Source organism: Lutimaribacter marinistellae (genome assembly GCF_042648365.1).
GTDB lineage: Bacteria > Pseudomonadota > Alphaproteobacteria > Rhodobacterales > Rhodobacteraceae > Lutimaribacter_A > Lutimaribacter_A marinistellae.
On the sequence record NZ_JBHRXI010000010.1, the window covers coordinates 720,032 to 732,024 of the forward strand.

The window sequence follows — 11,993 nt, forward strand, 5'->3', positions numbered from 1 at the left end:
CCCGCCCATTATCTGAAATTGAATTTACAAAAGGTTGCGATAAGTTCAGCTAATGATTGGCCTGACCCTGAAACAACTTCGCTATTTCGAGGCGCTTGCGCGTCACCGTCATTTCGGCCGCGCGGCCGAGGATTGCGCGATCTCGCAGCCCGCCCTTTCCCTTCAGATCAAAGAGCTCGAGGCGATGTTCGGCACCGCGCTGGTCGAACGCGGCCCGCGCGAGGTGCGCCTGACCCCGATGGGAGAGCGCCTGCTGACCAAGGCACGCCATATCCTGCTTGAGGTCGAGGAACTCGACGACCTCGTGCGCGCCGGCAAGGGTCCGCTGGCCGGGCGGCTGCGGCTGGGCGTGATCCCGACCGTCGCGCCCTACTTCCTGCCGTCGGTCATCGCGGCGCTGTCACACCGCCTGCCCGAGCTGGAACTCAACCTGCGCGAGGCCGTCACCCAGTCGCTGATCGCCGACCTGACCGAGGGGCGCATCGATCTTGCCATCGTGGCGCTGCCGATCTCGGAACCGTCACTGACGGAATTCGCGCTTTTCAAGGAGGATTTCGTGCTCGTCCGCCAGCTTGCCGATGCGGGCAAACCCGTGCCCAGCCCGGCCAAGCTTCAGACCATGCGCCTTCTGCTGCTGGAAGAAGGGCACTGCTTTCGCGACCAGGCGCTGTCCTATTGCGAATTCGGCGATGCCCGCCCCGGCGCTTTCATGGAGGGCAGTTCGCTTTCGACCCTCGTGCAGATGGTGGGCGCCGGGATCGGCGTCACCCTGATCCCCGAAATGGCGGTCGAGATGGAAACGCGCTCGGCCGATGTGTCCATCGCGCGCTTCCCCGACCCCGGCCCCTCTCGCAGCATCGGCATGGTCTGGCGCAAGACCAACCCGCTTTCCGATCAACTTCTGCAGATCGCGGCCATCATCCGTGCCAGCGGTACTGGCGCACCGGGACCAGCCGGGGATCGCGCGACCACGGTTGCCTTGACCTGATCGTTCACGCGACCCCGCCTTCCCTGCGACGGGAGCCGAGTTCCCGCCGCGGAGTTTTGTACAAAACGGTCAATGTGGCCCCCTCGACATGTACAAAACGGTCAATCTCGGGATGAAACCGCTGTACAAACCCCGCGCCGGGTGGTACCAGCCGCTTTTCCGCAGCTCACCTGCGTGCCCGCGGCGCGAGTCGCGCCAACCCCACGGATACACCACCCCATGATCAAACCCCTCTCCGAAGCGCTTGCCGAGCGCGGTTACGACACGTTGACCGCCGTGCAACAGGCCGTCACCGCGCCCGAGCTTCACGCCGCCGACCTTCTCGTGTCCGCGCAGACCGGTTCGGGCAAGACCGTCGGCTTCGGCCTCGCAATCGCCCCAACGCTGCTTGACGATTCCGAACGGCTCGACCGTGCCGAAACACCCCTCGCCCTCGTCGTTGCCCCAACCCGCGAGCTTGCCTTTCAGGTGATGCGCGAGCTTGGCTGGCTGTACGCCAAGGCCGGTGCACGCGTGGTCTCCTGCGTCGGCGGGATGGACATGCGCGACGAACGCCGGGCGCTGGAACGTGGTGCGCATATCGTCGTGGGCACACCCGGACGGCTGCGCGACCACATCCAGCGCGGCTCGCTCGACATGACGGGGCTGCGCGCAATCGTGCTGGACGAGGCCGACGAGATGCTCGATCTCGGGTTCCGCGAAGACCTCGAATTCATGCTGGGCGAAGCCCCCGCAGAGCGGCGCACCCTGATGTTCTCGGCCACGGTTCCCCCCGCCATCGCAACGCTGGCCAAGCAATATCAGCGCGAAGCCGTCCGCGTCACAACGACCACCGGAGGCAGCCAGCACGCCGACATCACCTACCAGGCGATGCAGGTCGCACAGGCCGATGCCGAGAATGCCATCATCAACGTATTGCGGTTCCACGAGGCACAGAACGCCATCGTCTTTGCCAATACGCGCATGGCGGTGAGCCGCCTGACTGCGCGGTTTGCCAATCGCGGCTTTGCAGTCGTCAGCCTGTCAGGCGAGTTGAGCCAGACCGAGCGCACCCATGCCCTGCAAGCGATGCGCGATGGTCGTGCGCGTGTCTGCGTGGCCACGGATGTCGCGGCGCGAGGCATCGACCTGCCCAATCTCGACCTCGTGATCCATGCCGACCTGCCGTCGAACCCCGAAACACTGCTCCACCGCTCGGGCCGCACCGGACGCGCCGGGCGCAAAGGCGTCTCGGCGCTGATCGTGCCCCCGAAGAGCGCGAAGAAGGCGCAGAGGCTGCTGAAAACGGCCAAGATCAATGCCGAGTGGATGTCGGCACCCAGCGCGGATGACGTCCTGCGCCGGGACGAGGAGCGCTTGCTCTCCGATCCTGTCTGGTCCGAAGAGATCAGCGAAGAACAACGCGCTTTTGCTGCACAGCTGGTCGATCGCTACGACGCCGAACGGATCGCCGCAGCTTACCTTGCCTTCTATCGCAGCCGTCACTCGGCGCCGGAGGAGCTTTCGGCGGCGGACCTGCCTGCTGCTCCGAAAGAGCGTCAGGCCTTTGGACCAAGCACGTGGTTCACCCTTTCTGTCGGTCGTGCGGACGGGGCCGAGCCTCGCTGGCTGCTACCGCTCTTGTGCCGTGCCGGTGGGCTGGACAAGACATCCATCGGGGCGATCCGCGTGCAGCCCAAAGAGACCTATGTCGAAATCGCCCAGGCGAATGCCGCGGACCTGATCGCGGCGCTTGGCCCGGATGGCGAAATCGAGGATGGGGTAATCCTGCGCCAGATGGACCGCGCACCGGATATCAAACCGTCGCGACCGGCGGAACGGCGCGGCGGAAAACCCGGTGCCGACAAACCGCGCCGGATCATGCCGCATTCTGCCGGCCCCAAGCGCAAGCCGAAAGAAGCGGGAAAACCCTCCCGCGCCGGGTCCGACACCAAAGAGGCCACCTACGCGCGCAAAAGCGGGCGGCCCTCGGCCAAACCCGGAGCGGGTCGCTTCGACGCCACCGAAGGGACCAAGCGAAAGCCGCGCAAGCCGGAGGCCAAAGCCTTTCGTGGCGGCGGTGATGAGCCGCCCCGCCGAAAGAAACGCTGACAGGAAAACGCAGCGTGGCGTTATGACGCCACTGGACGTTCCGCGGGGGCGGCCCACCTAATGGGCATGATGGATCGCCGAACCTTTTTCCTGACCAGTGCCGCGCTTGCCGCGCCCGCGATCCTGCGGGCGCAGGCCGACGAATTGCAGGCGGCCATCGACGCGCTGCCTCAGATGCATAGCCTTCAGGTCAGCAAGGGCGGCAGAATGATGTTCGCCGGGGCACCTCGCGGTCCCGGGCTTGACCAGCTGGCCAACATCAAGTCCTGTTCCAAGAGCATCGTGTCGCTTCTGCTGGGCGCAGCAATCGACCGGGGCGAGATTTCTTCGGTCGAGGCGACGCTGGGCGAGGTTGCGCCGGAGATACTGCCCGCCCAGGCGACAAAAGATGTCGCTGCAATCAGCATGGAAGATCTCGTGACATTGCGAGCGGGTCTGGAACGGACCTCGGGGCCGAATTACGGCGAGTGGGTCAGTTCATCCAACTGGCTCGCCAACGCGCTGACGCGGCCCATGGTGGCGCAACCGGGCGAACGCATGCTCTATTCCACGGGGTCTACGCATGTACTTGGCGCGGCCCTGACCGAAGCAACGGGCGCAAGTCTTCTCAAACAGGCGCGCGACCGCATAGGCGACCCTCTCGGCATTTCGATCCCCCCTTGGACCCGCGACCCGCAGGGATATTATCTTGGCGGCAACGAGATGGCCTTGCGCCCCACGGCCATGCTGCGCATCGCGGTCATGGTTCGCGATGGCGGTATTTTCGAGGGCCAGCAGGTCATTCCGGCGGAATGGATCGCGGCCTCGATCACGCCGCGTACCCGCTCACCATGGTCGGGCCTTTCATATGGCTACGGCTGGTTCCTGTCACCAAGTGGCTACGTCTTGGCGCGCGGCTACGGCGGCCAGGTTATCGCCGCCCACCCCAAAGCCGATCTGGCCGTTGCGATCACCTCGGACCCGACCCGACCTGCCCGGTCGGCCGGGTATTTCGGCGATCTCATGCAGCTGCTTGACGGGCCGATCCTGTCATTGGCCTGAAGACCGGGCCAAGTCAGAAATTCACGACCTGCCCCCGCCCGGCAGACCGCGCACGCTCCAGAACGTGATGAGCGCTGGCGAGATCCTGCGCCGCGACACCGAGCGAGCGATAGACGGTGATCTGGTCCGCATCTGCCCGCCCTGCCACTCTTCCTTGCAGCACGGCCCCGATTTCGCCCTTGAGATCGTCCTTGTCGAAGGTTCCCGCCGCGATCATGTCGACGATCTCGCCGGCCTGGGCCAGTGTGGACGGCAGGTAATCGACCCATATCGCGCCGCGTTCGACCATCCGGTCGTCCACTTCGCGCATGGAGGGGATCGAGGAGCCGACGATGTTCACGTGAGCGCCCGCAGGAATCCAATCACCCTTGACGATCGGGGCGGGAGAGGCCGTGACCGTGCAGACGATATCGGCATCTTCGACGGCGGCTTGCAGGTCCGTGGTGCTGTTAAACGCCACCTCCGGGTAATGGCTCGCGGCCTCTTCCACAAAGGCGGCTGCCTTTTCCGCTGACCGGCCAGCGACCACCACCCTTTCGACAGGCCGCACCGTCAGCATGGCGTGCAAGTGATGCTCTGCCTGCTCGCCATAGCCGATAAGGGCAAGGCTGCTCGCCTCCTGGCGTGCCAATGCACGGGTTGCCACGGCACTGGCCGCCGCGGTTCGGATGGCGGTCAGCAGGCTAGCATCCATCATCGCCACCGCGCCGCCGGTTTCCGCCTCGAAAAGCACGATTGCGCCGCGATGCGATGACAGGCCGCGCGCCGGATTGCCCGGAAACAGGCTGACGAGTTTGACGCCATAGCAGGCGGGATCGGCGATGGCACCGGGCATGACACCCATCTTGTTGTCTCCGCCGACCGGCAGCACCGAGCGCAGCGGCAGTTGAACGGTGCGATCCGACACACCCTTCATCGCGTTGGCGACTACTTCGATCGCATCGGTCATTGGCAGCAGCGCCGCCACATCATCATGGGTCAAAACGATCATAGCACGCGCTCCCCTGCGGTTCCCCAGTCCGGTCCGGTGACCGGCAGATCCATCGCCTGTTCCAGCATCGCCGTGTATTCCGCAGGGCGAACGACATAGGGGAAATGCCCACCCCATGCGAACCGGTACGCCGCCGAGGGCGCCACACGTGCACGGACTGCCGCGCGCATGGCAGGCGGGATCAGCGGGTCATCATCTGCTTCGACGGTAAACAGTTGGTCCTGAGGCAGGTCGAGATCCGGCAGCTCAGGTGCCGTTTTGAGCGCCTTCAGGCGCGTGCGCAGCTCGGCCTCGGGGATGCGGCCACCAACCTCCTGCAGCAACAAGTCGACCAGATCGGCCTGCTGAGGATGTGTCTTGGCCCAGGCTTGCAGCCCATCGCCGAAACCCGCGCGCAAGTCGTCAATCGGCGCCGTGTCGAGGTCGAGCGCATAGGGCATCCGCTGGTCGATCCCATTGGCAGAATGCAGCGTGTTGGCCGCGAATACCCGGTCGATCCGATCAGGATGGGCGGCCGCGAAGTACTGAGCCAGATAGCCCCCCAGGGACGACCCGAGTACCGAGGCGGTTTCGACGCCCAAATGATCGAGCAAGGCAGCCAGGTCGCCGCTCCACTCCTCGATGCCACCTGTCGCAGGATAGGTCACTGCGATCACACGCAGCCGATCCGAGAGCGCCGCGATCTGTTGCCAGAAGATATCCCCACGCCCCAAGGTGCCTGGGATCAGCAGAAGAGCCGGACCCGAACCTGTGTCGACGTAGCCCCACTCCCGGCCACCAAAGGTAGCGCGCTGCTCCGGGTGGTTTTCGGCAAAGGCGTTGCGCGCGGCAATCAGTGGATTGGTCATTTGAAAGGATCCTCGACGATGGGAAAGTAGTTCTTTGCCCGGTTGCGATAGGGAACGTTTGCGAAATCCGGCGTGATTGATCCCGGCGTCGCCACGCCGATCACCTGCGCCGCAATCGGGTTGAAGCCCGCCTCGTAATGGTTCGACGATTTCACGCAGACGTAGCGGCGTTGGGCAAGGTCGATACCCATCTGCTCAAAAGCTTCGGGATGAAAGGTCTGGCTACGCAGATCGTTGAGCACGATATCGATACCGTTCGCCTCGACCCAAACCGTGTCGCCCATCGGTGCCGGCAATTTGCCGAACCGCTGGGTCAGGCCCGATGCGATCTTTCGCACCGTGACGGTGAGATCCAGCGGGTCGCCCGACATCGGGCCGCATTTGCCGCCAATCCGCAGATCCAGCGTCGCGCCCTCGCCCACCTCCTTGCAGATGCGCAACGCGATCGGGTCCCAGAACAATCCGGTGGCCACGCTTGTCATGCCCCGGTCGATCATCGCCCGCAGCAGGAACGTGGCATCGGAAGGGGCACCGCCCCCGGCATTGTCGGACATGTCCGCCAGAACGACAGGCCCGGCAGGCGCCGCCTGCGCCAAATCGAGGGCCGTATCAATATCGGGAAGGATCCGATGCAACGCGTGGCGCAGACCGAAAACCTTTTGACCAAGGCGTTCTGCCTGCTCTGCAGCTTGGTCGGCATCGCCGTCGCAAATCGCCACGGCACGGGTACCGGTCCTTGGATGGTCGGACCAGGGAAACCCGTGGATCAGTGACAGCGACAATAACCCGTTCTTGCCTTCGTCAGCCAACATCCCGGCGACGAAATCGCTCATCGGCGGCTTTGTCGTCGGCATCGCGATGATCATGCGGCAGTCCCAATCGCGCATCACCGGGGTGATCTTCCCCTCGGCAGCGTCGGCGGCCAGTCTGAACAGGTCATCGGCACGCTCGGGCACATCGACGTGGGGGTATTCCTTGAACGCGACCAGAAGCGAGGCCTCGGTCATCATCTTGTCGGTCAGGTTGGAATGCGGATCGAGAAGTCCGCCGATCACCGCGTTCGGTGCAATCTTGCGGCAATGCGCGATCAGGTCACCTTCGCAGTCGTCATAGCCGTCGGCGATCATGGCGCCATGCAGGGCCAGCAGGATGACGTCAGCCCCGCCCGCGGCACGCAAATCGGCAAGGATCTCGTTCCGGAATGCTTCGTAGACCGACTTCACGGTCGGGCCGCCCGGCTGGGCGTGGGCGGACAGCGACTCGACCACCTGCCAGCCTTTTTCTTCGGCCGCCGCGCGCCAGATATGGAGCGGGGCAGTCCAGTACATCTGGGCATCTCTGGTCGCGTCGCCATGATGGATCGATCCCTCTTCGAAGCTGGCCAGTCCGGTCGGGAGGGGCGAGAAGGAATTGGTTTCGGTACTCAGACCGGCGATGAACAGTTTCATTGAGTGTTTCCTATCGGCTTTCATTGGCCGTTTCGGCGGTCGGCAACTGGCCGGTGGCCTGCATCGCCAACCGCGCCACGAGGTGAATCAGGATCAGCACAAATGCGATCGGCACGGCCGCCGTGAACCAGATCATCGGGATATCGAGCATCTCTGCCTGTCGGCTCAGGCTACGGCCAAGGAACCCGCGCGCCACGTCCATCCGGGCGTTGAACAGCGAATACCAGATTACCGGCACCGCAAAGATCACCACTGCCACAGCGCGGATCAGCGCAAACAGCATACCGTGCCCGCCCCGCACCTGTTGCATGGACGGAAACAGCGTCGGATCGGACCCAGCGCGAAACGCGCAAGACGCCCCCAACATCCCGGCCCATACCATGGCCCGGCGTGCCAGTTCTTCGGTCCAGATCGGCGGAGCATCGAGAACGTAGCGCGCCAGCACCTGCCATCCGGCAGCAAAGACCATGACCAGTACGGCCAGCACCGCGCCCCACAGGGCAAGGCTGTTGAGCAGCACCGAAATCCGGTCAAGAGTTCTGGCCATGGTCTTCATGCGATCAGTCCGCCTTGGCCGCTTCCCAGGCCGCGATCTGTTCCTGGGTCAGCAATCCGCTTTCATAGGCCGGGGCCGACGCATCGCGAAACTCCTGCCGCGCGGCCTCGTCAAGGGTGACCACCGTCACTCCCGCTTGTTCCAGCTTGCCAAGAACGGCGTCTTGGGTTTTCAACCACTCGCGGTTTGCCTTTGTCGCGGCGGCGGCGGCTGCATCAACAGTGGCCTGCTCTTCGTCCGACAGGCCTTGGTACCAGTCCTCCGATACGATGGTGATGCGCAGCGAGGGCGAGATGGCGGCATCGGTGAAATGCTTGATGAAATCCGTGTGACCGAAGAGCAAAGGAACGAAAGCCGGGTTCAGGTAGCCATCCGCGACTCCGGTCTGCAGGGCATTCGGAACTTCGGCCCAGCTTACGATGGTTCCGGCAGCGCCCCATGCCTCGTAGAGCTCGATCTGGCTTTCGTCGAGCGCCCGCATGCGCAGCCCCTGCATGTCGGCAACCGAGCGGACGGGTTTCTTGGTGTTGAAGATGCCGCTTGCCTGCCCGACCGTGTTGACGGCAATCACGCGCACACCTTCGGGCGTTGTCGCCGCGTTGATCCGTTCAAGCATTCCGCCCTGGTTCAACGCCCGATCGACCTCTTCCATGTCCTTGAAGAAATACGGAAGGCGTAGGCCGTAGACGAGTTTGTCGATCGAGCCGACGATATTGAGCGGCGACATGGACACTTCGAGAAGCCCCTGGCTTACTTGATCGAACAGCTCGTCATCGCCGCCAAGCGCGCCGCGCTGGAACTCCTCGGCCGCCATGTCGTTCTCGTTGAGATAGGTCGAAAACGCATTGGCCCAGACATATGAACCGGACCCTTCGAGGTCAGGCGGGCTGTCCAGCGCGATCTTGATCTGGGCCGATGCCATGCCACCCGCAAAGGCAAGCGCCGCCGCGAACAGTCCGCCGGAAAGTAGGTTCGAGAGTTTCATTTTGGGTCCTCCTGTTGGTTTCTTTTCATTTTATTACGGCCCGCCGCCCAGCCCGAAGCTGCGCGGAAGCCACAGGCTGAGCGCGGGTACGTTTATCAACAGCGCCAGCACAGCGATCTGGGTCAGCACAAAGGGGATCACCGCGCGGGCCAGTCTCCAATAGTTCACCCCGGTCACGGCCGAGACGACCAGCAGGCACCCCCCCATCGGTGGCGAGACAAGCCCGATGCACAGGTTGAAGCACAGGACGATCCCCAGATGCACCGGATCGGCCCCCTGTTCGAGCGCGACCGGAGCAAGCAACGGCACCAGCAGGGCCAGCGCCACTGGAATGTCCAGAACCATCCCCGCGACAAGGAAAATCACGTTCATCGCCAGCATATAGCCGACAGGCCCCAGGCCCAGCCGCTCGACCATGTCCGAGATCGCTTCGGGCACGCGCTCCAACGCCCCAAGATGACCAAGGGCAGAGACGGCGCAGATGATGATGAAAATCGAACCCGACAGGATCGCGGTCCGCTTCAAGGCGGCCAGAACCGCCTCACCGGACAGACCGGCATAGAACCAACCGGCCGCAATAGCCGCAAAGACGGCAACGGCTGCCGCCTCGGTCGGAGTCATCCAGCCGAACACGATGCCGCCCAGAATGACGACCGGCAGCGAAAGCGCCGGCAGTGAGTTCAACAAGGTCGGGATAAACGCAGGCATGTCATTTTTGGCGACGCGGGGGTGATCGTGCCTGCGCGCAAAGAATGCGTTGATGACAAGCAGAGCGGTGGCCAACACGAGGCCAGGCACGATACCTGCGAGGAAAAGCGCGGTGACAGAGGTGCCCATTAGTGCGCCATAAAAAATCAGGATGATCGACGGCGGCACGATAGGACCGATGATCGACGAGGCCGCGGTCACCGCGCTGGCATAGTTCAGACTGTAACCGCGTCGCTGCATTTCGGGGACGAGCGTGTTCGACAAGGCTGCGGCATCGGCCACGGCAGAGCCCGAGATACCTGCAAAGAAGACCGAGGTGAGGATGTTGACATGTCCCAACCCTCCCCGGACCCGGCCGACCAGCGCCATCGACAAGTTGATGAGGGCACCGGTAATCCCGCCCCGGTTCATCAATTCTCCGGCCAGGATGAATAGCGGCATCGCCATCAATGCGAATACGTCGATCTTGGAAAAGATCTGCTGTGGCAGGATGGCAAGGTAACGCGCGTTATCGGTCGCGATGAAGGCAAGCACCGCTGCGCCGCCAATCACGTAGGCGATCGCCAACCCGGAAAAGAGGAAGGCCGCGGCCGCAACGCCGACCCAGACCATCATGCGGCCAAACCCGCGCGCGCCGGCGAGAGATCGGCGGGGGTGACACCTTCGTCCGCTATGTCTTCAGGAAGTGCCTTGTTGCGTGCAAGCGCGGCTGCCGCGCGGGCCATGGCAGGCGCGGTCTGGATGCCATAGCCCCCTTGCCCGGCCAGCCAGAAAAAACCGGGCGCATCTCCGTCGTATCCGACAGCCGGCTTTCCGTCCGGCAGAAAGCTGCGCAAGCCTGCCCATTTGTGCTCGATACTGCGGATCTGGATGTCGAACGCGGATTCGATACGATCCACGCAGATTGCAACATCCAACTCTTCGGGCTGCGCGTCGCAAGGTGGCGACAGCGTTTCATCCGCGGGCGAGATGAGCAGCTTTCCTGCGTCGGGCTTGAGATAGAAATTCTCGGCCACGTCCACCACCATCGGCCAGGAATCTGGCGCAACACCGCTTGGAGGTGCAACCAGAAGGGCCGTTCGCCGCAATGGACGCAGACCAAGTGGCGCAAGCCCCGCCATCTGGGCCAGTTCATCCGCCCACGCGCCTGCCGCGTTGATCACCGCAGGCGCCCGCATCGTCGCCTTGGGCGTTTCGACAACCCAGTCGTCACCGACACGCGCAAGCCCAATGACCTCTGCTTTGAGATGAAGCGCGCCGTCGCGCGAGCGGAAGGATTTCAGGCAATGCTGGTGCAAACCGTGCACTTCGATATCAGCCGCATCGCGATCAAAGAGAGCGGCACCGACATAATCGTTCCGCAGAAGAGGAACGAGATCAAGGGCAGTGGCGGCCGAAATCGGTTCGACGGCGGCCCCCAGCTCACGTTGCAGCGTAGCGTATTCCTCTCCCTGATCGGCACGCCCCACAAAAATGACGCCGCGCTCACGGATCAGATTCTGCGGTGGCCCCCCAGGGCCGACCCCGCGAAAGAAGTCGTGACTGGCGCGAGACATGGCTCGTATCACTGGTGGACCGTAAGCCTTGGTAAACAACGCGGCAGAGCGCCCCGTCGTATGATATCCGGGCTGTGCCTCCCTCTCGACCACTATCACCCGCGCATCCCGGGACAGTTCAGCGGCCACCGATGCCCCGGCCATGCCCGCGCCGATCACGATGAAATCGGCCTGCTTGTCGCCCTGCGCCATGAAAACCACCCCCGGTCATTTCGTCTCAAGACGAGCGTAACACTGATTTTCCGATTGGAAAACATATTTTTCCAATTGGAAAATTCCTTGGATCCACAGGACTATGAACTTAAAATCACGACATGACAGACGCGCATGATGCCCCGAATCCACGAACCAGTTTTGGCCAACGCCTGCGAACCCTGCGACTTGACCGGGGCTGGACGCTCGCGGAGGTGGCGGAACGTTCAGGGCTCGCAATATCGACGATCTCGAAGGCCGAACGCGGCGTGATTTCATTGACGTATGATCGTTTATCGCAGCTTTCGGTTGGTTTGGGCGTTGATCTGGCGGTTTTTTTCACCGCTGAGGGTCAGCGTTTCGAGGCTGGGAGTTTCGCGGTAGCGCGGGGAGGGGATTTCGAGCGGCAGGAGACGCAGAACTACGTCTACGAGATGCTTTTTCCGGACCTTTGGAACAAGGCGATGACGCCGATGATGGGGTCACTCAAGGCGCGGGAACTTGTCGATTTCGAAGACTTCGTGCGTCACCCCGGGCAGGAGTTCCTGATCGTGATGGAGGGCGAAGTGACGGTCTTCGTCGAGGGGCG

The 11,993-nt window shown here is 63.3% G+C and carries 11 protein-coding genes; 4 read left to right on the plus strand and 7 right to left on the minus strand.

Features of this window, described 5'->3' with window-relative positions:
• Positions 1-52 precede the first annotated feature (52 nt).
• The 3 genes from ACFORG_RS12155 (at position 53) to ACFORG_RS12165 (ending at position 4,120) form a co-directional block, all read left to right on the plus strand.
• The gene (locus ACFORG_RS12155; RefSeq protein WP_386735777.1) at positions 53-988 is read left to right on the plus strand and encodes a hydrogen peroxide-inducible genes activator; all 936 of its coding nucleotides are present in this window, start codon (positions 53-55) and stop codon (positions 986-988) included.
• A gap of 219 nt (positions 989-1,207) precedes the next feature.
• A complete protein-coding gene (locus tag ACFORG_RS12160; RefSeq protein WP_386735778.1) occupies positions 1,208-3,079 on the plus strand; it encodes a DEAD/DEAH box helicase in 1,872 nt (623 codons plus the stop codon).
• 66 nt (positions 3,080-3,145) lie between these two features.
• Positions 3,146-4,120: a serine hydrolase domain-containing protein gene (locus ACFORG_RS12165; protein WP_386735829.1), complete on the plus strand. Its 975-nt coding sequence runs from the start codon at positions 3,146-3,148 to the stop codon at positions 4,118-4,120.
• Between the two features lie 13 nt (positions 4,121-4,133).
• On the opposite strand, the gene ACFORG_RS12170 is transcribed toward ACFORG_RS12165, so the two are convergent.
• The 7 genes from ACFORG_RS12170 to ACFORG_RS12200 are packed head-to-tail and all read right to left on the minus strand — an operon-like array spanning position 4,134 to position 11,404.
• On the minus strand, positions 4,134-5,111 hold the full coding sequence (locus ACFORG_RS12170) for an ornithine cyclodeaminase family protein (protein ID WP_386735779.1): 978 nt from the start codon (positions 5,109-5,111) through the stop codon (positions 4,134-4,136).
• Positions 5,108-5,959 carry an alpha/beta fold hydrolase gene (locus ACFORG_RS12175; protein WP_386735780.1) on the minus strand — a complete coding sequence of 284 codons (852 nt, stop codon included), beginning with the start codon at positions 5,957-5,959 and terminating at the stop codon, positions 5,108-5,110. Before ACFORG_RS12175 ends, ACFORG_RS12170 begins: the two co-directional genes overlap by 4 nt.
• Positions 5,956-7,407: a M81 family metallopeptidase gene (locus ACFORG_RS12180; RefSeq protein ID WP_386735781.1), complete on the minus strand. Its 1,452-nt coding sequence runs from the start codon at positions 7,405-7,407 to the stop codon at positions 5,956-5,958. Before ACFORG_RS12180 ends, ACFORG_RS12175 begins: the two co-directional genes overlap by 4 nt.
• 10 nt (positions 7,408-7,417) lie before the next feature.
• Entirely contained in the window at positions 7,418-7,963 is a 546-nt protein-coding gene (locus ACFORG_RS12185; protein ID WP_386735782.1) for a TRAP transporter small permease, read from the minus strand.
• 4 nt (positions 7,964-7,967) lie between these two features.
• Positions 7,968-8,948 (minus strand): TRAP transporter substrate-binding protein, encoded by a 981-nt coding sequence (locus ACFORG_RS12190; protein ID WP_386735783.1) that lies wholly within the window; start codon positions 8,946-8,948, stop codon positions 7,968-7,970.
• Positions 8,949-8,981: 33 nt separating this feature from the next.
• The gene (locus tag ACFORG_RS12195) at positions 8,982-10,271 is read right to left on the minus strand and encodes a TRAP transporter large permease (RefSeq protein ID WP_386735784.1); all 1,290 of its coding nucleotides are present in this window, start codon (positions 10,269-10,271) and stop codon (positions 8,982-8,984) included.
• Positions 10,268-11,404: an NAD(P)/FAD-dependent oxidoreductase gene (locus ACFORG_RS12200; RefSeq protein ID WP_386735785.1), complete on the minus strand. Its 1,137-nt coding sequence runs from the start codon at positions 11,402-11,404 to the stop codon at positions 10,268-10,270. The genes ACFORG_RS12195 and ACFORG_RS12200 overlap by 4 nt, the downstream gene beginning before the upstream one ends.
• A 122-nt stretch (positions 11,405-11,526) precedes the next feature.
• Between ACFORG_RS12200 and ACFORG_RS12205 the strand changes: the two genes are divergently transcribed.
• The coding region (locus ACFORG_RS12205; protein WP_386735786.1) for a helix-turn-helix domain-containing protein at positions 11,527-11,993 on the plus strand (467 nt) is incomplete at its 3' end.

Excerpts from the sequence above, each read along its gene's own strand:
- ACFORG_RS12175 (WP_386735780.1), bottom strand. The coding sequence starts at position 5,959 with ATGACCAATCCACTGATTGCCGCGCGCAACGCCTTTGCCGAAAACCAC.
- ACFORG_RS12165 (WP_386735829.1), top strand. The coding sequence starts at position 3,146 with ATGATGGATCGCCGAACCTTTTTCCTGACCAGTGCCGCGCTTGCCGCG.
- ACFORG_RS12195 (WP_386735784.1), bottom strand. The coding sequence starts at position 10,271 with ATGATGGTCTGGGTCGGCGTTGCGGCCGCGGCCTTCCTCTTTTCCGGG.
- ACFORG_RS12155 (WP_386735777.1), top strand. The coding sequence starts at position 53 with ATGATTGGCCTGACCCTGAAACAACTTCGCTATTTCGAGGCGCTTGCG.
- ACFORG_RS12185 (WP_386735782.1), bottom strand. The coding sequence starts at position 7,963 with ATGAAGACCATGGCCAGAACTCTTGACCGGATTTCGGTGCTGCTCAAC.
- ACFORG_RS12200 (WP_386735785.1), bottom strand. The coding sequence starts at position 11,404 with ATGGCGCAGGGCGACAAGCAGGCCGATTTCATCGTGATCGGCGCGGGC.
- ACFORG_RS12160 (WP_386735778.1), top strand. The coding sequence starts at position 1,208 with ATGATCAAACCCCTCTCCGAAGCGCTTGCCGAGCGCGGTTACGACACG.
- ACFORG_RS12190 (WP_386735783.1), bottom strand. The coding sequence starts at position 8,948 with ATGAAACTCTCGAACCTACTTTCCGGCGGACTGTTCGCGGCGGCGCTT.
- ACFORG_RS12170 (WP_386735779.1), bottom strand. The coding sequence starts at position 5,111 with ATGATCGTTTTGACCCATGATGATGTGGCGGCGCTGCTGCCAATGACC.
- ACFORG_RS12180 (WP_386735781.1), bottom strand. The coding sequence starts at position 7,407 with ATGAAACTGTTCATCGCCGGTCTGAGTACCGAAACCAATTCCTTCTCG.